The 19,171-nt window shown below is 59.8% G+C and carries 16 protein-coding genes; 9 read left to right on the top strand and 7 right to left on the bottom strand.

What is annotated here, in order from left to right:
• The first annotated feature begins 100 nt into the window (after window positions 1–100).
• The 7 genes from ACMGE0_RS22045 to ACMGE0_RS22015 all read left to right on the top strand — a co-directional run bounded on the left by ACMGE0_RS22045 (window position 101) and on the right by ACMGE0_RS22015 (window position 6,223).
• On the top strand, window positions 101–1,099 hold the full coding sequence (locus tag ACMGE0_RS22045) for a TRAP transporter substrate-binding protein (RefSeq protein WP_436818029.1): 999 nt from the start codon (window positions 101–103) through the stop codon (window positions 1,097–1,099).
• 16 nt (window positions 1,100–1,115) lie between these two features.
• On the top strand, window positions 1,116–2,279 hold the full coding sequence (locus ACMGE0_RS22040) for an NADH:flavin oxidoreductase/NADH oxidase (protein ID WP_436818028.1): 1,164 nt from the start codon (window positions 1,116–1,118) through the stop codon (window positions 2,277–2,279).
• Entirely contained in the window at window positions 2,272–2,811 is a 540-nt protein-coding gene (locus tag ACMGE0_RS22035) for a TRAP transporter small permease (protein WP_436818027.1), read from the top strand. The genes ACMGE0_RS22040 and ACMGE0_RS22035 overlap by 8 nt, the downstream gene beginning before the upstream one ends.
• The gene (locus ACMGE0_RS22030; protein ID WP_436818026.1) at window positions 2,808–4,070 is read left to right on the top strand and encodes a TRAP transporter large permease; all 1,263 of its coding nucleotides are present in this window, start codon (window positions 2,808–2,810) and stop codon (window positions 4,068–4,070) included. The genes ACMGE0_RS22035 and ACMGE0_RS22030 overlap by 4 nt, the downstream gene beginning before the upstream one ends.
• A 26-nt stretch (window positions 4,071–4,096) precedes the next feature.
• A complete protein-coding gene (locus tag ACMGE0_RS22025; protein ID WP_436818025.1) occupies window positions 4,097–4,591 on the top strand; it encodes a MarR family winged helix-turn-helix transcriptional regulator in 495 nt (164 codons plus the stop codon).
• 49 nt (window positions 4,592–4,640) lie between these two features.
• Window positions 4,641–5,066 (top strand): MarR family winged helix-turn-helix transcriptional regulator, encoded by a 426-nt coding sequence (locus tag ACMGE0_RS22020; RefSeq protein WP_436818024.1) that lies wholly within the window; start codon window positions 4,641–4,643, stop codon window positions 5,064–5,066.
• Window positions 5,067–5,719: 653 nt separating this feature from the next.
• Window positions 5,720–6,223 (top strand): cupin domain-containing protein, encoded by a 504-nt coding sequence (locus ACMGE0_RS22015; RefSeq protein ID WP_436818023.1) that lies wholly within the window; start codon window positions 5,720–5,722, stop codon window positions 6,221–6,223.
• 97 nt (window positions 6,224–6,320) lie between these two features.
• Here the strand turns inward: ACMGE0_RS22015 and ACMGE0_RS22010 are convergent, their stop codons facing one another.
• Together ACMGE0_RS22010 and ACMGE0_RS22005 are read right to left on the bottom strand one after the other, a co-directional pair.
• A complete protein-coding gene (locus ACMGE0_RS22010; RefSeq protein WP_436818022.1) occupies window positions 6,321–8,123 on the bottom strand; it encodes an alpha/beta fold hydrolase in 1,803 nt (600 codons plus the stop codon).
• Window positions 8,124–8,243: 120 nt separating this feature from the next.
• Window positions 8,244–10,157, bottom strand: coding sequence for a heparinase II/III family protein (locus tag ACMGE0_RS22005; RefSeq protein WP_436818021.1), 1,914 nt, complete (start codon window positions 10,155–10,157; stop codon window positions 8,244–8,246).
• 113 nt (window positions 10,158–10,270) lie between these two features.
• On the opposite strand from ACMGE0_RS22005, the gene ACMGE0_RS22000 reads away from it, so the two are divergent.
• Window positions 10,271–11,524, top strand: a complete 1,254-nt coding sequence (locus ACMGE0_RS22000; RefSeq protein WP_436818020.1) for a glycoside hydrolase family 5 protein — start codon at window positions 10,271–10,273, stop codon at window positions 11,522–11,524.
• Here ACMGE0_RS22000 and ACMGE0_RS21995 read toward each other — a convergent pair.
• A complete protein-coding gene (locus ACMGE0_RS21995) occupies window positions 11,518–12,936 on the bottom strand; it encodes a phenylacetate--CoA ligase family protein (RefSeq protein WP_436818019.1) in 1,419 nt (472 codons plus the stop codon). The genes ACMGE0_RS22000 and ACMGE0_RS21995 overlap by 7 nt on opposite strands.
• The gene (locus ACMGE0_RS21990) at window positions 12,933–14,057 is read right to left on the bottom strand and encodes a glycosyltransferase family 4 protein (protein WP_436818018.1); all 1,125 of its coding nucleotides are present in this window, start codon (window positions 14,055–14,057) and stop codon (window positions 12,933–12,935) included. The genes ACMGE0_RS21995 and ACMGE0_RS21990 overlap by 4 nt, the downstream gene beginning before the upstream one ends.
• A 145-nt stretch (window positions 14,058–14,202) precedes the next feature.
• On the opposite strand from ACMGE0_RS21990, the gene ACMGE0_RS21985 reads away from it, so the two are divergent.
• Window positions 14,203–15,645 (top strand): lipopolysaccharide biosynthesis protein, encoded by a 1,443-nt coding sequence (locus tag ACMGE0_RS21985; RefSeq protein WP_436818017.1) that lies wholly within the window; start codon window positions 14,203–14,205, stop codon window positions 15,643–15,645.
• Window positions 15,646–15,742: 97 nt separating this feature from the next.
• On the opposite strand, the gene ACMGE0_RS21980 is transcribed toward ACMGE0_RS21985, so the two are convergent.
• The 3 genes from ACMGE0_RS21980 to wecB are packed head-to-tail and all read right to left on the bottom strand — an operon-like array spanning window position 15,743 to window position 19,012.
• Window positions 15,743–16,537: a WecB/TagA/CpsF family glycosyltransferase gene (locus ACMGE0_RS21980; protein ID WP_436818016.1), complete on the bottom strand. Its 795-nt coding sequence runs from the start codon at window positions 16,535–16,537 to the stop codon at window positions 15,743–15,745.
• Complete coding sequence (gene wecC, locus ACMGE0_RS21975; protein ID WP_436818015.1) at window positions 16,534–17,868, bottom strand: UDP-N-acetyl-D-mannosamine dehydrogenase; 1,335 nt, start codon at window positions 17,866–17,868, stop codon at window positions 16,534–16,536. Before wecC ends, ACMGE0_RS21980 begins: the two co-directional genes overlap by 4 nt.
• The gene (wecB, locus tag ACMGE0_RS21970; protein WP_436818014.1) at window positions 17,861–19,012 is read right to left on the bottom strand and encodes a non-hydrolyzing UDP-N-acetylglucosamine 2-epimerase; all 1,152 of its coding nucleotides are present in this window, start codon (window positions 19,010–19,012) and stop codon (window positions 17,861–17,863) included. The genes wecC and wecB overlap by 8 nt, the downstream gene beginning before the upstream one ends.
• Between the last annotated feature and the right edge of the window lie 159 nt (window positions 19,013–19,171).

Genomic DNA, 19,171 nt, shown 5'->3' with positions numbered 1-19,171 from the left:
CGGTCAACGTCTGCAACCTCCAAAGCATTGTGTTAACCCAGAATCGGTGTACGCTGAAAGATTATGTCAATGACATAATAAAACAAGGGAGGAGTACATCGTGAAATCCATATACAGCATGGCCGCGGCCGTGGGCCTCGGCTTCTCGGTATTGGCTGCCCCGGCAACGGCCGAGGAGGATTGGAAGCTCGCTTCCGCCAAACGCACGCCCGATGTGGGCGCAACGTTTGACCAGGAATTTGCCAATGCCGTGGCGGGAGCCAGCCACGGGCTGGGCAAAATCGAAGTCCAGTTTGTTGGCAACGAGCAGGAGATGGTCCAACAAGTGCTCCGGGGGCGCCTTGATTTCGGCGTGACATCGCCGCTCGCGCTCGCCGCCGCGATGCCCGACATCGCCGTGCTCAACGTCCCCTATCTCTGGATTTCCCGAAAAGAGCGCGACTTCGTCTATTCGCACCACTTGATGGAACCGCTTGCTGCCATGTTCGAAGAGAAGGGCCTCGTCCTTCTCTCGGTTCAGGAGGCAGGGTACAATGGTGTATTTTGCAAGATGAACTGCTCCGACCCCGTCGCTCTGAAAGGACAAAAAACCAGAGTGTCTCCGAGTGCGAGCGGCCGAATGTTCTGGGAGTCGATCGGCACGATCCCCGTGCAACTCCCGCTTTCGGACGTCTGGCCGGCGCTCGAACAGGGACTGGTCGTGGCTGGAGATCTTCCGATCGGCTTCTATTCGACGACGCCGGGGGCGGCGGTGGCCCAGCACTTCGTCTATACCGATCACATTCATAGTCCCTGGCTCTATTTCGTAAACAAGCGCGTGTGGGACAAGATTCCCGCAGAGACCCAGGCAGCCATCCGGAAGGCGGCTCCGACCCCCTTCTCGACAACCGACCGCTTTCTGGCGGATCAGGACCAGCGAGCTCAGGCGTTCACTGAAAAAGGCGGCACACTCTACAAGCTGACGGACGAGCAACGGGCGAAGTGGGCGGCACTCGTAACCCCCAACATAGAAAAGTTCATCGGCACCATGAGCGACCGCGTCAAGACGGTCTACGAGGCCATCAAGAAGGGCAAGACGGAGTTTGCCGCGCAGCGGTGATTCCGGGAAGCATCGGGTGGCGCCCGACGGCGCTACCTCTTTCTTACGTTTCGAGGTCCTTCACATGAGCGCTCTTTTCTCTCCGCTTGCATTGCGGTCGGTTACCTTGCCGAATCGTATCGCGATGTCCCCGATGTGTCAGTACATGGCAACCGACGGGATCGCCTCGCCCTGGCACCTGGTCCATCTCGGCTCCCGCGCGGTAGGCGGAACGGGACTGGTCATCGCGGAGGCGACCGCAGTCGAACCGGCCGGCCGGCTGACGCCCGGATGTCTCGGCCTCTGGTCCCCGGCACATGCCGAGGCTCTGCGTCCGGTCACCGATTTCATCTCTTCGCAGGGTAGCGTACCAGCGATCCAGCTGGCTCACGGCGGCCGTAAGAGTGCGCGCAATCGGCCATGGGAAGGAAACGACGCTCTTCCACCTGATGCGTCTTGGCCCGTCTACGGTCCGAGCGCAATTCCGTTCGGCGACTATCAGCGCCCCCACGAGATGACTGACGCTGATCTCGACTGTGTTGAACTGGCTTTCACAGAAGCCACGCGCCTGGCTTATCTCGCAGGCTTCAGGTTGCTTACTCTCCACTTCGCGCATGGATACCTCATGCACTCGTTCTATTCGCCGCTGACGAACCGGCGCACGGACGAATGGGGCGGAGATCCGGATCGCCGGCTGGCTTACCCACTGCGTGTCCTGAAGGCTATCCGTGCAGCCTGGCCCGACGAACTTCCTCTCTCCGTCAGGCTCAGTTGCGAGGACTGGGTTGCGGGCGGGTTTGGGCCTGACGACGCGGTCGGCGCGGCCTCCAAATTTCATGCCGCCGGCGCGGATCTGATCGAATGTTCAAGCGCCGGCCTTGTCGCAGAGGAACAGGTATCGGTCTTTCCGGGCTATCACCTGCCCTTTTCACGCCGCATCCGGTCCGAGACGCATGTGCCGACCGCAGCGATCGGCGTCATTTTCGACGCACGACAGGCAGAGGCCATCATTGCCGAAGGCGCCGCGGACGTCATCATGATGGCAAGGGCACAGCTCGACGATCCTTACTGGGCACATCGGGCCGCGGAAGAGCTTGGCGAGGACTCCACCTGGCCCCTCCCGTATCGCCGGGCCGTTCGTCGCCTCCGTGGGTTCCAGAAGGAGTTCAAGACCGTAGGCCAAGGACAGCAGCATGTCTGAAGAGCAGCAAATCGTGCCGCCCCAGCGCGGGGCTAGGGCCGCGCAACGCTTTCTTCAAGTTCTTTTTCGGCTCGAGTGCGGCATCGCCGTCTTTTTCTTATGTCTTTCGGCGGCGGCATTGCTCGCCGATATTTTCACGCGGGAGCTGTTCCAGTTCGGCCTGTTCGGCTCGCTGCGTGTGGCGGTCTATTCCACCGCCATTGCGGCCTTGATCGGTTTTCCGATCGCAATCGCCACAGGATCCCACATCCGGGTTACGGCGCTCGACGCCCTGGTGCCCAGAAGCTGGGAGCCGGCCTTGGGCCGCGTGGCCAACGTGGTCAGTGCGGCAATCTGCATTTTCTTCGTCTACTGGGCCGCATTTTATGTCGCACAAACGCGTGATTTCGGCGAGACGGATCCCTCGCTCGCGATCTTGGTATGGCCGATCCAATCGGTTCTCGTCTGGATGTTCCTCTCGGGCGCGGTTCGCTACATAATTTATGCCCTCTTTCCTGCCCTCCAGCCGCAGGAGGCAGAGGCTGCAGCATGAGCGCGTTCCTGTTATTCCCTATTTTCCTCATCCTGACCTTCTTGCGCCAGAACGTCATCCTGACGCTCGCGGTGCTGGTGGGCGTCATTCATGTGTTCATCGCGTCGGCAAGCGCGATGGAATACCTCATCCAAGATCTCTGGTTCACGCTGGATCGTGAACTTCTGCTGTCAATTCCGATGTTTATCTTTGCCGGCGTGATCATGTCGCAAGGGACGATCGCTGCCCGCCTCGTGCGGATCATGACCGCGCTCACAGGTCCTCTGCCGGGTGGTCTTGGGATGGCCGCGGTATTGGCCATGGCGATGTTTTCGGCGATTTCCGGCTCGGGGATCGTCACGATGATGGCGATCGGAGCCTTGATGTATCCTGCTCTCGTCAAGAACGGCTACTCGGTTCGTTACGCGCTCGGGGTGCTATGTTCGGGCGGAACCTTGGGTGTCATTATCCCCCCAAGCATCCTTATGGTGCTCTACGGGATTTCGACGGATGTTTCTGTCACGGATCTTTTCAAGGCCGGCTGGGGACCGGGCCTGCTGATGACCTTGCTGATGTGCATCTACACGGTTTTTGTCAATTTTCACTCCGTTCGCACGGCCTTTCAATTCTCCGAACTGTTGTCCGCGCTCAGGCACGGCATTTCCGCCCTCCTGATGCCAGTGATCTTGCTGGGCGGCATCTATTCCGGAATATTTACGGTCACCGAAGCGGCAGCCGTTTCCCTTGGATATGCCCTGGTGGTGGAAACGCTGATCCATCGAGAGCTTTCGGCGGGCGAGATTTTTTCCATCGGCGTAGAAACGGTGAAGCTGCTCGGCACCATGATGCCGATCATCGCCTTTGCGGGCAGCCTCAATACCATTTTGGATTACGAAGGCGTCCCACAATCGCTGGTCGAATGGGCGCGATCGCAACTATCGAGCGAATGGCAGATGCTCGTTGCGGTGAACCTGCTTCTCCTCATCGCCGGCGCGTTGATGGATGAAGGGTCGGCAATCATCATCCTGGCACCGCTTCTTGCCCCAATCGGCGCGGCTTACGGTTTTGATCCGGTTCATTTTGCCATCATCATCATCGTAAACCTGCAGATCGGCTACGTGATGCCGCCGGTTGCGATCAATGTGATCATCGCTTCCACCGTCTTCAAACAAAGTTTCCTCACGACGTGCAAAGCGGTCGTGCCGTTCATCGCAATCATGCTTATTGTGCTATTAGTGGTTATCCTTATGCCCGGTCTTTCTCTCTTTTACCGTGGATAATCGCCTTCGTGCTTCGAAAGGAAAACATGGCCCCGTCAGCGGTAAAAAAACAGGCTTACGACAATGCAGCGCCCCACGACCGACAGCTGCAGCCTTCGGCTGGAGTGTTGGATGACATTCTGGGCTACAAGCTGAGGCGTGCACAGCTCGCCACATTCGAGCAGTTCTCCCGTCACTTTCACGATCTTGAACTGCGTCCGGCCGAGTTGGCCCTATTGCTGCTGCTGAAACGCATGCCGGAAGCCGGTCAAGCAGAACTCGCCGACCTGCTGGTACTGAAACGTGCCAATTTCGTCGCCCTCGTCAACCGTCTGGTACGCCGTCACCTGGTCCTTCGAACGCCTGTGGAAGGTGACCGGCGCGCTAGGAAGATCGATCTGACGCCCGACGGGCTCTCCCTGCTTTCCGAAGCAGAAAAGCGGCAGCGAAGCTATGAGCGCAAGCTTCTCGAAAAACTGGGAGGCCCCGGCAATCGGGCGTTGTTCCTCGATGCGCTTGACCGCCTGATCGAGTGGGACTGATTGGTGTCGGCGTGGACGTTGGATCGGCTGCAGGGCACGGAGCGAGGGCATGAAATTCACCGGCGAAACACTCTCCGAGGGCGGCTACGAGGCGCTCGCCGAGCTGCGTTACACGCTGCGGCGGTTCCTCGATTTCTCGACATCGGCGGCGCAGGAGGAGGGGCTTCCGAGCCAGCAGCACCAGGCGCTGCTGGCGATCAAGGGTTATCGCGCGGAAGAGCCGATGACGATCGGCGTGCTGGCGGAAAGGCTGCTGATCGCACCGCACAGCACGTCGGAACTGGTCCACCGGCTGGTGCTTGCCGGCTACGTGACTCGCCGCTCGGATCCGGCCGACAAGCGTCGCCAGACATTGCTCCTGACCGAGCGCGCCGACGACGTGTTGAGGCGGCTGAGCGCCATCCATCTGACCGAGGTTCGCGACATGGCGCCGCGTCTCATCGAACTCCTCAGCGACCTGCAGAAAGATCGTTAGGATTCCGGGAAGAAAGGACTTCAGATCGCCGTGTGAAAGTGACCCTGGCCCTAGCCGCCATATCTGCCTGAAGAGCGGTCACGTCTTGATCTCTCCCATGGCGATCACGAGCTATTGTGCCGGCTCGCTCCACCCTTTCCTTGAACTTATATCGCTTTACGACATATTTTAACCTGGCAGGCACATTAGCCTGTTCATGAGCTGTCGTTTCCTGTCCTATGGAGGATTTGATATGATCGGCACTGGAAATTTCTCTGATGGAACGCAACCGAGTCCTGTAGAATCCTCGACTGGCTATAGCTCTTCTATTCTATCTTCGCCCACCGCAAAGATGGACTTCCTTCGAAGCCAGCTTGCTCAGCGAGGCTTCGCCTCAGAAGGCATGAGCTGGACTCTGCTTATGCTTGAATGGAAATACGATCTTGCGGTTCTCTTCGGGAATCTGGGCGACTGGATGAGGTACGTCGATCGTCGGTTCGACGATTGGGATAGCTGAAACCTGCCACATTGAATTCCGGGACTTCGATCCATTGCGAAAAGAAGCCAAGGCAGTCGTCCAAAGCGGCCTGATGGCTAAACTTTGAAGCTTCTGCGTAACAGGCAGCTTACCTCCAAGCGATATAATGCGGGGTGAAAAGCTGAAGGGGGATCCTATGAGTTGGCAGATCTTGGCAGCCGCTGCCGCGACTTTCGCCGTGCGATATAAATCCTATTTGCCGGAGCGTCATCAACAAGAGCCTCTTGTGGCTTCCTGTCCGCATGGATTGGTGATGGAACCGAGGCCGATCGAGCCGACTTGGGTAATCTCCGGCAATCCCGTCGCCCGCGCGGCAAATCATTCCCAGGCAGACGACAAATGCGCGACGACGGCCGTTTGGGACTGCACTGCCGGCCAATTCCGCTGGTTCTTCGGCTGGGACGAAATCGTGGTGATTTTGGAAGGCGAAGTCCATGTGACTGCGGAAGACGGCACCATGCGCATCCTTCGAACCGGCGATCTGGCATATTTCAAAGCAGGCACCTGGGCCACGTGGCGCATAGACAATTACGTCAAGAAGATCGCGGTAATACGCAAGCCGTTCCCTCTTGTCGTGTCCCTGTATTACCGTGTTCTCGCACGGTTGCGCGGGGCAGGCCGCTTCAGTTTGATGGGGTGACCTCCCCTGATCGGATGCGGATCAGCACCACTGCTGAATGAAGGGCAGAGCGCGCCGGTCGCCGTGATCGTCTCCAAGGACGTTCGTCCTCTGCCCGTCAAAGCGGAATATCATGCCGATCAGCGTGCTTGGCGGCTGACGAGACCACGGAACATATGGCGTTGAGATAGGCTGCGCGGGCATGCCTTGGCGTAAAATTGTGGTCAGCTTCCTGCACCACCGAAAACGTGACGTTCGGGAAACGACGCATGCCCTTTGCATCCCTGCCGAAAAAATGCGTCAGTTCCTCCAGCCCTATGTCTCCGGCGCTGTAGAGAAGCGAGACTGGAACGCTCCGGCCGTGAAGCGCATGAAAACCTGCAAGAACGGCGCGCTCTCGTGCCGACACCCCCCCGGCGGCCCTTGCCACAGGCCGGACAGCGCGTTTCGCCAACCGTCCGAATATTTCAGCCGCCTTCTGTACGACATTGACTTCCCCCCTCAAAATGCGCGTCAAAGCCCCGCGTTCGAAGAGACGTCGCCTATAATGCTCCAGGGTCTGCACCGGGTTTTCAAGCGCCTCGTCGACTGATCGTCCTTCCTCCCATTGAAAGACCACCGGGTTGACGCCAATCAACCCGACAATCCGTGGATCACCAAGGGCGGATTGAAATCCGAGATAGGCACCGCTGCAGCGCCCTGCCGTCACCACCGGAGCCATGCCGCAGCTTTCGAGAAAGTCGATGGCTTCCCAGACGTCCGCCACCTGGACATCGTCATAGAGAACCTGGCCCGTATGGCCGGCCACCGGCGGGCTGTCGGCCACATTGGCGCAATCGAAGCGCAGCGAACTGATGCCGTCTCTCGCAAGAGACCGTGCGACCTCGACCGTCGAGCGCCCCCATCCGGCAAGACGGTCATAGCCCGACGACAAGAGCAGCACCGTGGGCTTCTTCTCCGCATCCTGTTTCAAGGGTTTGCAGATGATGCCGAACAGCCTTCCGCCACGGCCGAGCCTCACCGCAGTCTCTGCATAATCGGCCCCGTGATGGGTGGACGCATGTTCCGACACCCAAGGCGCTCGAACGGCACTTTCCCCGGGGGCCAAGCCCACGACCCAGGAGACCAGTTGCGAGACGATCGTTTCAGGCACGACCGCAACGGTCGGATTGGATGTGAGTTTCTCATAACCTTCAAACGGCGCTTCGAGAACATTTCCGCCAAGTTCACGCAGGTGCGCCGCAAAAGTGCCGTCCGCCGGGCGGTCGCTTCGGGAGAAGACGATCGCATTCCTTGCAAGCGCCTGGTCCGTCTTCATGAGATCGATGCTTCGCAGATCGTCCACGATCTCCTGCGGCATGGAAAGACCGGCGATCTCGATTGCGGCCTCCGTCTCTTTTTTCAGCCCGAGCTTGTCATTGATAATCTGGGAGAAGGCAGAGAGCTCGCGAACATGGAAGCGACCCGAAACGACCGGTGCGAGAAAAGCGATGCCGTCCAATCCGGAAATTCGCTCGGCCGCTTGGGTGGCGACCACTGCCCCGATACCCTGAGCGACGATTACAACACGGTCGCAACCCGACCGTTGCCCAAGGAGATTTGCGGCGTCAACAAATGTCTTCGCCCAGGTTTCGATGCCGGAGCGGTAGACAACCTCATCGAGCGCATCGCCCGTTCCGGGATAGTCGAAGCGCAGGCTGCTGATGCCTTCGTGCGCAAGCCGCTCGGCAAGGATGCGCCAGAACCCTCGTGTGCACATTTCCTCAAGCCCCCATGGACTTGCAAACAGCACCGCAAGGGATCTTGCCGAGCCTTCCGCCGGCGTGAACAACCCGATCGTTCCGCCGAAGGTGATCGGTTCGGCGGCCGGACGTGCCATGGGGCCGTCGCGCCGGCTCGATTTGGCGTCGATGTCGTGCATCCGATTTCCTGTATCTGCTGGAGCCATTTTAGAGCGTCACGATTGCCATTCGCCTAAGCGTTTCGATCAAATTCTTCCGAAGAAGATCAACCGCACCGAAATCGGACAGGAGCAATCGGATCACCGGTTCGTCGAAAGCCCGCCAGCCGGTTCCAGGAGGGTCTCGACGCCTTCCTCGCCAACCCTGCCGCGCCATGTGATGCGCGGCGCAGGGACCCTCACGCCGAAGCGCGGCGCGACCCAGCCGCCCTCCCCCGGCTTTTCGCCGCCGCTTCGAACCGAGACCCCGCCCGGCGGAAACCGGATCGCAAGCAGTCTCCGCCCATGCCTCGCCACGCTTGCTGTCGTCCCGCAAACGTCCGCGGCCAGATCCGGAGCGACCTGGAAAACGATCTCGGCGTCACATGCCCCGCCGATGAGACAATCGGTCACCAGGATCGCCTCGCCTGAACGCCGGACGGTGCGACGGTGCGTCACGCCGAAGCGTCGCCGATATCCGTCATGCTCGGCGATCACCGACCAGTCCGGCTCGGAAGCGGTTTCGATCAATTTGGCCGCAGCCTTATGAGACCAGTTGAAGGCACCGGACATCACGCTCTGGTCTTCGGCGGCGAGGTTGAGCGTGTTATGAGCCGGCGTCGACCGGAACCAATTTCGCCAGACCCCACCCGAGCCATAGAGCCAAGTACCGGGGTCCACCAAAACCGGGTCTCCGTCGAGGAAGAGCGTCACGGAGAGTGCGTCGGCATGCCCGTGGGCGGCAATGGAAAGATAGCCGAGGGGGCCATGATCGAATGTGAGTTCCGCGCGTCGTCCTCCCACCTCTCCCCGCCAGACGGAAATTCCGCCGTCGCTGAATACGCGCAAACCGTCGTGGCTGGCGATTGCGCCAGTCGGCCGGTCGAAGAAGAGCGATCGGAAATCGCCGCTTTCCGGAATCCTTCCGGGCTGGTTGAGAAACCCCCGAATGGCAGATGCAACCGATGAGGCATAATCCGCCTCTTCGCCGAGCGTCACGACGCGCCCTTCGTCGTCATCGCCGAAACCTGCCCGTTCCGGCAGCCATTCGACGAAATCCGCAAAGGCCGAGAGCCTGTCTTCCGCAGCCCGGCCGAACGATTGCCCGTGCTGTCGCGCCGCCCACATGCAGACAAGGATGAACTCGGCGGTAAAAGCCGCATATGTCGGACTTTGCTCCGCCCCGCAGCCGTCCGGCAGGAGTTGTTTAAGGGTCTCGGCGACAAGCCGGTCTCTTGCATCCTCCGTCGGGCGTCCGAGCGAAAGACCAATCAGATAGTCGCCAGCCAGTTCCGCGACGAGATGATTGTTGGCGGAGGAAAACTTCGAAGGAAAGCGGGGCAGCCAGTAAGCGCTTGCTGCAAGAATTTCGCCAATGCGATTTCGGCATTCCGCACTCATCCGTTCGCAAACGAGATCATGCGTGATCACCAAACTGATCGCCCTCAGCGCAACCTCGATGCCCGATGCCCATCCGACGCCGCGAAAAGGAGGATTGGCCCTGTGCCAGCTTTCGATCGCAGCTTCGATCGCAGCGACCGCCCGAAAATCGCCACTCAGGACCGCATGAGCTGCGAGCACCGGCAGTTGCTGGAGGCGGCCGATCTCCCAGACATATTTGATGTCCCCCCGGCCGTTGCCATGACGGTAGTCGATGTCGAAGGTGTAGGTGCCGGCGCCGGGCCATGCGCCGCCTGTCACCGGATCGAGACGCCAGAGATCGTCCGGATAGAGCGAACTCGAATTCCGCTGGGGCCAGTCTATTCCAAGGGCGGAAAAACTGCCGGAAAGGGCCTTCGCCGCAGCCTCCCCGATCGCCTGCCTCTGTTCCGGCAAAGCTCCCGCAAGCCGCTCCCTCAGGTCCGGAAACACCGGCAGGAGCTTGCCCGGCCGGTGGTGCTGCCATCCGTTCTTGACGTGGCGGGACACCGCCTTGCGTCCAACCTCACCAACCCGATGAAGGATCTCGGCAGGCTCCATGCTGCGCAGCCGACTGATGTACCATTTGAGCTTCATGGGACTCCGTAGCACGGCCTCGACATTTACCATCCCGTCAGGCTTTCGGGCCGCGCGGTTCTCTTTTCCCACGCATGGGTTAACATCCCTTTCAAGCAAAGGGGCCGCATCCGATGAGACTGACCGTTGTATTGCTTGGCATCATGATCACGGCGTCGGCCGCCCAGGCGGAGCCTCTCCCACTCGGCCGCGGCGTCGGCCTGCACGGATGGTTGAACTGGTCGCCAGTCGAGAAGGACGGTTCCTACCGCTGGCCGCCGTACCGCACCGTGGATGAGTGGCTGTCCCTGGGGCGACCGATGAGCGATTGGCCGAAAGGCAATGAATTCGCCCGTATCCGCTCGCTCGGTTTCGACTTCGTCCGCCTGACCGTCGACCCCGGTCCGCTCGCCGCCAGCGAAGGCGCACGCAGGAAGGAAGCGCTGGACTTGCTCTCCGGCGCTGTCCAGCGCTTGACTTCCGCCGGCCTCAAGGTCGTCTTCAATTTGCATGGCGTCAGCCAGGTGCCCGCCTACGGAATGGACATGATCTATGGCGGTGCGGACAGCGACGGCGTTACCCGTTACCGCACGATGGTGAAATCCGTGGCATCCATGCTGATGGCGATCGGCACCGACAAGGTCGCCTTCGAACCTTATAACGAGCCCGCCTACTATCCTTGCGACGCAAGCGGCACAGACGACTGGCAACGGATCATGACCGACACGGTGGCGGACATCCGGTCGGTCAGCACCGAGCTTACGATCGTTGCGACCGGCGCCTGCGGCGGCAGCATTACCGGGCTTGCCAACATCGAGCCGACCTTCGATGACGAAAACATCTACTACAGTTTCCACATGTACGAGCCGCACAGTTTCACCCATCAGCGCTCGGACAGGCCGGGCGGCTTCGTCTCCGGCTTTCCCTGGCCCGCGAGAAGCGGTTCGCCCGAAAGCGTCGTTCAGGGGCTGAAGGCCCATATGCAAGCGGCGGGTCTGAACCAGATCGAGCAGACCGCAAACCTCGCCAGGGTCGAGGGGCGTATCGCCGAATATTTTCAGGAGAACTGGGACGATGCGAAGTTGAAGGCGCGTATCGGCGAAGCGGTGGATTGGGCGACACGACACGGCATTTCCCCGACAAGGCTCTTCATGGGGGAATTCGGGGTCATTCGTATATCCGCCGACGGCCGCTCCGGCGCATATGATGCCGACAGGCTCCACTATCTGCGGACAGTCCGCGAGACTGCGGAGGACCATGGCTTCCCCTGGTCCATCTGGGAATATGCCAATCCTGACGGGATGACGGTCATCGAGCCGCAGGGGCCGGCGGTGCCCGACGCGGACCTGCTGCAGGCGATCGGGCTGCCGAAACAGCCGGCTCAATAGCGCGTGACATCGAGCCGCTGGTCGATGAAGGCCCGTTTGCCGCCCCGACCGCTGGCGATCTGCGGAACGTCCTCCAGCGCAAAGGCGAGACATCCCCGGCTCTTTGCCGAAACATAGGAACGCAACCTCTCGACATCCGCGATCGAACCCTCTCTGTCGAGAATGTATCGGATCACGACCTTTCCGGGCGTATCCTGATAGAACTGATACTCAGCGATTCCGTTGAAAAGTTTCGGATCTTCCGGCGTGAGGTCGGTCGTCACGATCCGCTGCCCATCGAGGGAAATGAGAAAGCCGGGCTTGCGGCGGGGAGCCAGGGCCCGGATACGAAGCCGCCGGCCATTCTCAGGCGTCGGGAGCTCGACCAGCTTTCCGAAATCTCCCGTATCGTAGCGGATGAACGGCATTCCCGTCGAGAGGAAACCGGTGCCTACGATACGTCCCTCCCGGCCCGGCTCGATGACGGAATTGCCGTTCTCGTCGAGAAGTTCCGCAACGCCATAGAGCGGATTGAATTCATAAAGGCCGTCTTCGCCTTGGACTTCAACGGCAAAGGCCACCTTCTCGCTCAAGCCGTAAAAGACGCCGAATTTCACGTCACCCAGAACATTGCGGATCAGTGCGCGCTGATGATCGTAAAGGGGCTCCGAGATCGGTAATATTCCTTTTATCCCGGAAGCTGGAATTCGCCCGAGCTGGCGCATGCGGCGGCATAGAAGTTCGATGGCGGACGGATAGCCGTACAGGAATTGGATCCCTCTCCGGTCGATCTCGTCGAGATAGGCCTTCACATCCTCGACCGTCATTGGAAAAACCGCAAGCTTCAGTTCGCGCAAAGCAGGGTCCCAGTCATAAAGACCGGCGCTACCGTCTTTCAGATGAAAGCCCCGCAGGCTGATCCGCGCCTCACGCTCGCTGAAGCCAATCCTGGACCAGGCATCGTAGACGAAGGCCATTTCCCTCGCGCTTCGATCCTTGTCGAGAAAAAAGCTGAAGGGAGGCTCTGCGTTGGACCCGCTGGTCTCCGTCCTGTCCAGTTGCCAGCGCGGCACCGCCAAGGCCGCGTCGCCGGCCTCCCGCAATTGCTTCTTGCCCAGCACCGGCAGGCGGCGCAGATCCTCCGGCATCAGGACTGCAGGATTGAAACCGGCGCCGAAAGCGTCATCGATGAGAGTATGGTAAAACGGGCTGCCCTGATGGGCCTTGGCAAGAAGTGCGCGAAGAAAAGCAAGGTGCTGTTCATCGGCATAGTGCGGGTCGCCCTCGGCTCTCGCGATGCGAGCCCGCCAATCCGCATAGGTCCTGCCGAATTTCACGCTTGTCGGCACGAGCGAGATCAAAGGTCTGACCGCATCGCGCACGAAGCGGGGGCTGCGGACATAAAAGCCGCGCATGACGTCCAAAGGCTTCATCGGTCTTCCACCGGAGTTTTGCCTGTTCCCGCTGCAGCCTTCCAGATATTGCGCAGAGTGTCGGTATAGGGCGCCACATCGAGCCGTAACCGATGCGCCGCCCGCGCCCCGTCACCAAGACGCTCCCGAAGGTCCGGCTCCTTGATCAGCCGCTCCAACGCCTTCTTCAATGCGCCGACATCACCGGGCGGCACAAGGAGACCGGTCTTTCCGTCGCTGATGATGTCTTCTATCGCGCCGACCGGTGTCGCAACGACGGCAAGGCCGGCTGCCATCCCTTCGATGACCGAGATAGGCAGGTTTTCGGCAAAGGACGGGAGGGTGAGGACATCCGCCTTGGAAAGCAGGCGGGCGACGTCCTCCGGTCCCTGCCATCCGGGAACTACGACCCGGTCGGAAAGGCCAAGTTCCGCCAGCCGCAGGCGCAGCTTCGCCACCTCGCCGTCGCCGGCGATGGTCGCGCGCCAGCCCGACAGGTCCGCCAGCGAGGCGAGCGCCTCGCAAAGCTCGGGAACCCCTTTTCTCGTCTCGATCCTTCCCAGAAACAGGATATGAACCTTGTCGCCGCCGCCTTCATGGGGCAAGGGCGGAACCTCCGTGGCATTCGGCACGATGACCAGACGTTTCTCCGCTTCCGGCACCTTCCGAAGAATGAACTCCCGCCAGGCCTTGCCGAGAACGATGATCCCGCTCGCCTGTTTGAACATGGACCGGATTGTCCGGTTGAGAAATGTGTCCTCGTCCGACCAAAACGTCATGTATTCGGCGCCGTGAAGGTGAAGAATATAAGGGATGCCTAGCATTCGCGCGCATATCGCAATAACAAGCTTGCGATAGGTACTGCCGTAACTGGCAAGATTGATATGAACGACATCCACCTCTTTCCGGATGCGGGCGATGAGCATGCTGAAGCAGAAACCGGACAGGTATAAAAAGGAACGGGCAAGATGCCCGTTTCCCCGGGTGGCCAGGAAGCGGACTTTGACATCGCTGCGAGCGCATCGCTCAAGCTCGCGCTTCAGGGAAGCCATAATCCTGTCGATACCGCCCTGCCCCGCCCCTCCAGCCGGCGTGGCCACCATGACGTTGACGATACGCTCGGCGGGACTGCGCTGCAGCATGTCTTCCTCGCTTTACACTGACCTGAAACCAAACCACCGTTACTGTTAACGTTTGGCGACTAGGATTCCGTTAAATCATCCGGCGCTTCACCCATATCGCCAGCATTGTCACCTGGATTGGCCGAACCGTTTCAAGGAAACTTCTTTGCTGCTCAAATCCACACTCATCTACGGCCCGGCCATCCTGCTGACCCGCATCTCCGCCCTCCTGTTTCTGGTGATCGCCACGCGGCTCATCGACAAGACCGAATACGGCCTTCTGACGCTGGTGGTGACGGTCGGAGAAATGACCGATGTGGCCGTGACGAACTGGCTTCGCATCTCTCTGCTCAGGCTGGGCGGCAAAGGCGACGTTACCGGCGGAAGCCTGGCGCGCGCCGGCAACATCCTGCTCTGCACGACGCTTCTCGCCCTTGTCATCGCTGTCGTGGCCAGCAATCTCGTTGTGCCGGAACGTTGGGTGGATTTCTCGATCGCCGTCTGCGTCTATCTCGTTGCCGGCGCGATTGCCCGTTACGCGCTCGTTATCCTCCAGATGCAGCAGCGGCACTCCACCTATGCGATGCTGGAATTCTTGCGGGCGCTCCTGCAGCTCGTCTTCCCCGTGGCCACCATACTGGTGGAACACAATTCCTTCCTCTCGATATCGCTCGCTTCCAGCTTCGGTACGCTGATCGCCGGCATCGTCGCCGGCATCGTCGCATCCCGGCGGGTTATCAGCGGCCCCCCACGTTTCACCCATCGCGAATTCTTCGCGCTCGGGGTGCCGATCGTCGTGATGGCCCTCGTCAGCTTCGGGCTTGCAAACGCCGAGCGGGTGTTCCTCAAGATCTATCACGATGCTACGGCGGTGGCTGTCTTCGCGGCCGCCTATGCGCTTGCTCGCCAGCCGGTCGACATGATCGCCAATGCCATCAATATGGGTGCCTTTCCAGAAGCAGTCGCGCGGTTTGACGAAGAGGGACCTGCCGCGATTGCTGCACTTCTCAAACAATTCCTCGCGCTTATCTTCACGCTCAGCCTGCCGGTTGCCGCTCTTCTGGCCGCCCTCGGTCACGATCTGACAGAACTGTTGCTCCCGGCAAGCTACGACGGACCTTATAATTTGCTCTTCGCGATCATCGCTTGCAGTGCGGTCTGCACCAATCTCGCGGATTTCGTTTACGGCGCGGTTGTCTATGCCCATAAAAGGCCCTGGCTGCTCATCATAAGCAAGTTTTCCGGCTCCACCGCGACCATCGCCCTATCCTTTCTCCTCATACCCCGCATGGTAGAGGTTGGAGCCGCACTCGCACTCGCCGGTGGCGCCATCGTGAACCTGTTGGTTTCGATGCTGATCAGCGAACGCCTGACGCCAATACCTCTGCCGTGGCGAGCCCTTGCGATTTCCCTTGCGATTTCGGCAAGCGTGGGCGTCGCAGCAGCGCTTGTGAGCGGCTATCTCGGCGACATGCATGTCATCTTCCGCCTGGCCGCGGCCGGGCTCGTCGCCGGGATTGGTTTTCTTGGACTGAACGCCCTGTTTTATCCGCAAGAAGCGCGGCACGGCCTTGGTATCGTCCGGAGCCGGCTGCAGCAATTCGGTTAGGATCTACCCGCCGCATACAGGATTTCGACATCAGCGAGCAAATACGCAAACAAGAAAGGCTGGCGATCGGCCAGCCTTCCGTTCTCCCATCAAAGTGTCAACGGTGGATGCGACGACGACGGATCTCCTGGCTGAGCAACACAGCATAGGCGGTATTCGTCTCATAGTAACGGCGCCATAGCCGCTTGGGCTCCTGCATCACCCGGAACAGCCACTCGAACCCGAGCGCCTGGACAAGCCTCGGTGCCCGGGAAACCTTGCCGCCATATACGTCGAAGCTGCCACCGACCCCCATGACGAAGCTCGGTTTCAGCACATGACGATATTTCTTCAGGAAGCGCTCCTTGCGCGGTGTGGGCATGGCGACGAGCAGGCAGTCAGCCCCTGAATCGTTGATCGCCCTGACAATGCCCTCCTCGTCCTCCGGCTTGAAATAGCCGTTGCGCATGCCGGCAATCTTGAGCCTTGGGTGATCCGTCGAAAGGCGCAAGGCCACGGCATCGAGCACCGGCTGTTCGGCTCCCAGCAGATACGGCCGATAGCCACGTCTGGCGCAGAGGCCGAACAGCTTGAGCATGATATCGACCCCAGCGACGCGTTCCGGCAACTCCACACCGCAGAGTCTGGCGCCCCAAAGCACGCCGACACCATCGACATTGATCAGGTCCGCGCCGACGACATCCTCGTGCAGTTCCGCATTCTTGCGCATGGTGATGAGTTTGGCGACGTTGACGACCACGTGATGAAGCGGCCGCTTTTCCCGCATGGCTTCCTCTGCAAGGCCAAGTGTCTCTTCCATGGTGATGCCGTGCATCGGACAACCGAGGAACTCGATCTTGCGCGACGAAAGCAGCGGATGACTGAACCAGCCTGGGTTTTGCTGAGTGCTCATGCCGCCTTCTCCATGGTCAAAAGGGCCGGTTGCTTGCCCTTGTTCTTCTTTCCTTCGATGCGGGCATCCGGCTTGCGCGCCTTGCGCCATGTCCACAGGCCCCTGGTATCGACAAGCTTCTTGCCCTTCAGCGATTCCGGATCGATGAAGTTGAACTGGCGATGATCGACCAGCAGCACGACGATGTCGGCCTGGTCGATCGCCGAAAGCGCATCGGTAAAGACTATGCCTTTGCCCTCAAGCTCCTTGGGCAGCGATCGCGTGTTCGGTTCGGCAGCGACAATCTTGGTGTCCTTGCGCTCCGAAAGCAGCTTGACGACCTCCACCGCCGGGCTTTCCCGCAGATCGTCTATATTGGGCTTGAAGCTCAAGCCCAGGCAGGCGATCGTCTGCTGGCGTCCTGATTCCAGGAGGGATTCGATGTCCCTGACGACGGAATGCGGCCGGTTCGAGTTGATGCGGCGGGCGGACTGCATCAACGGCGTGCTGTCAGGTGCCGCGTCGATGATGAAGTAAGGATCGACCGCGATGCAGTGGCCTCCGACGCCGGGGCCGGGCTGCAGGATGTTGACGCGCGGATGCCGGTTGGCAAGATCGATCACCTCCCACACGTTGAGCGACAGGTCCTGGCAGACGGCGGCGAGTTCGTTGGCAAAGGCGATGTTGACGTCGCGGAAGGCGTTTTCCGTGAGCTTCACCAGTTCGGCCGCTTCCGCGACGGTGATGAAGAGGTCACCCGCAACGAAACTCGAATAGAGAGCTGCCGTCTGTTCCGAGGACCGGCGGGAGAGCCCGCCGATCGAGCGGTCATTGTTGATGAGTTCGTTGAGGACATTGCCCGGAAGGACCCGCTCCGGGGAATAGGAGACGTAGACGTCGGAATCCTTGTCGACAGCTCCCGGAAAAGTCAGATCCGGGCGAAGCTCGGAAAGCAACAGGTTCATGGCACGCGTGGTTCCAACCGGCGACGTCGATTCCAGCACGACCAGATCCCCCTTCTTCAGGATGGGGGCGATAGCCCGCGCCGCAGCCAGGACGTAGCTGATATCCGGCTTGCGGTCATCCGTGATCGGGGTGGGAACGGCAATCACATAGGCATCGGCAGGTTGCGGGCTGCTGAAGGCCTTCAGCTTGCCGTTTGCCACCATTTTCTGGACCAGGCCGTCGAGATCGGGTTCAACGATGTGAATTTCGCCGCGATTGACTTTCTCGACGACGGCCTCGTTGATATCCACACCGATGACGTCGAAACCGCGGCTGGCAAAAATCGCACAGGTGGGCAGTCCGATATAACCCATGCCGATGACGGAAACGCTTCTGATATCAGACATGTAATAGCTCCTCGAGAATTCGGTGGCTGGCCCTGCCGTCGCCGTAGGGATTGTGCTGCTCGGCCATGCCTCTGTAGGCGGCTTCGTCATCCAGCAGCGTGTTCGTGTTTTGCAGTATGGTATCGACGTTGGTGCCGACCAGCCGGGCAGTGCCTGCAGCCACACCTTCTGGTCGCTCGGTGTTCTCCCGCATCACAAGCACCGGCTTGCCGAGAGAGGGCGCCTCTTCCTGGACGCCGCCGCTATCCGTCAGAACCAGATAGCTCCTCTTCTGCAAGTAGAGGAAGGGCAGATAGTCCTGCGGCTCGATCAGATGGATATTCGGAATGTTGCCCAACATTTGGTTGACCACTTCCCGGACATTCGGATTGGGATGGACCGGATAGACGATCTGCGCGTCGCCACGCGTGCCCAGCACCTTGAGAGCCCTGCAGATGCGTTCGATTCCCCCGTCGAAATTCTCACGGCGATGGCCGGTGACCAGCACGAGTTTTTTCGAAGGATCGAGAAATTTGAAGCGTGCGGCCAGCTCGGCATTCTTCATCTGATCGGCATCAAGAAGGTCTGAGAAGTAAAGAAGCGTGTCGATCACGGTGTTACCCGTGACGAAAATACTCGTTTCGGTCTTTCCTTCGGCGAGAAGATTGGCGCGCGCCTGCTGGGTCGGTGCGAAATGCCAACGGGCAATGTCACCGGCGATCTTCCGGTTCAGCTCTTCGGGAAAGGGAGAGTCGATGTTGTGGCTGCGAAGCCCGGCTTCGATATGGGCGACCGGAATGCGCTTGTAGAAGGCCGCAAGCGCCGCCGCCATTGCGGTGGTGGTGTCACCCTGAACCATCACGATATCGGGCTTAGCCTTATCCAGCACCTCTTCCATGCCTTTGAGGACGCGCACCGTCACGTCGAACAGTGTCTGACCCGGTTGCATGATGTTAAGGTCATGGTGGACCGGCAATCCGGTCAGAGAGATGATCTGATCCACCATCTCCCTATGTTGCCCCGTGATACAGACTTGCGTCTCGAAACCAGCATGGGATAGCGCCGCGCGCGCCACCGGAAAGCATTTCAGCGCTTCAGGTCTCGTGCCGAATACAATGAGCAGCCGCCTTTGGCTTCTGAACTCGAGACTTGGTACGAACTTCATGATCAACCCGTGTCATCACCTTGGACGCGGGCAGAGTGGCGCAAATAGATTTCGGCCAGATTGAATTTATTAGTAGAATTTTAAAGACCTGTACAAAAATACGCAGCAATCGACCCTGTTAAATTCTTCATTAACCATGACCTGCAATCTGTAGTGGAG

Source organism: Neorhizobium descurainiae (genome assembly GCF_051400715.1).
GTDB lineage: Bacteria > Pseudomonadota > Alphaproteobacteria > Rhizobiales > Rhizobiaceae > Neorhizobium.
The sequence above is the reverse complement of the archived record's forward strand: the minus strand, read 5'-3'. Positions and strand labels throughout refer to the sequence as shown.

Coding starts and splice junctions, on each gene's coding strand:
- ACMGE0_RS22035 (WP_436818027.1), top strand. CDS start 2,272: ATGTCTGAAGAGCAGCAAATCGTGCCGCCCCAGCGCGGGGCTAGGGCC.
- ACMGE0_RS22030 (WP_436818026.1), top strand. CDS start 2,808: ATGAGCGCGTTCCTGTTATTCCCTATTTTCCTCATCCTGACCTTCTTG.
- ACMGE0_RS22025 (WP_436818025.1), top strand. CDS start 4,097: ATGGCCCCGTCAGCGGTAAAAAAACAGGCTTACGACAATGCAGCGCCC.
- ACMGE0_RS22020 (WP_436818024.1), top strand. CDS start 4,641: ATGAAATTCACCGGCGAAACACTCTCCGAGGGCGGCTACGAGGCGCTC.
- ACMGE0_RS22015 (WP_436818023.1), top strand. CDS start 5,720: ATGAGTTGGCAGATCTTGGCAGCCGCTGCCGCGACTTTCGCCGTGCGA.
- ACMGE0_RS22010 (WP_436818022.1), bottom strand. CDS start 8,123: ATGCACGACATCGACGCCAAATCGAGCCGGCGCGACGGCCCCATGGCA.
- ACMGE0_RS22005 (WP_436818021.1), bottom strand. CDS start 10,157: ATGAAGCTCAAATGGTACATCAGTCGGCTGCGCAGCATGGAGCCTGCC.
- ACMGE0_RS22000 (WP_436818020.1), top strand. CDS start 10,271: ATGAGACTGACCGTTGTATTGCTTGGCATCATGATCACGGCGTCGGCC.
- ACMGE0_RS21995 (WP_436818019.1), bottom strand. CDS start 12,936: ATGAAGCCTTTGGACGTCATGCGCGGCTTTTATGTCCGCAGCCCCCGC.
- ACMGE0_RS21990 (WP_436818018.1), bottom strand. CDS start 14,057: ATGCTGCAGCGCAGTCCCGCCGAGCGTATCGTCAACGTCATGGTGGCC.
- ACMGE0_RS21980 (WP_436818016.1), bottom strand. CDS start 16,537: ATGAGCACTCAGCAAAACCCAGGCTGGTTCAGTCATCCGCTGCTTTCG.
- wecC (WP_436818015.1), bottom strand. CDS start 17,868: ATGTCTGATATCAGAAGCGTTTCCGTCATCGGCATGGGTTATATCGGA.
- wecB (WP_436818014.1), bottom strand. CDS start 19,012: ATGAAGTTCGTACCAAGTCTCGAGTTCAGAAGCCAAAGGCGGCTGCTC.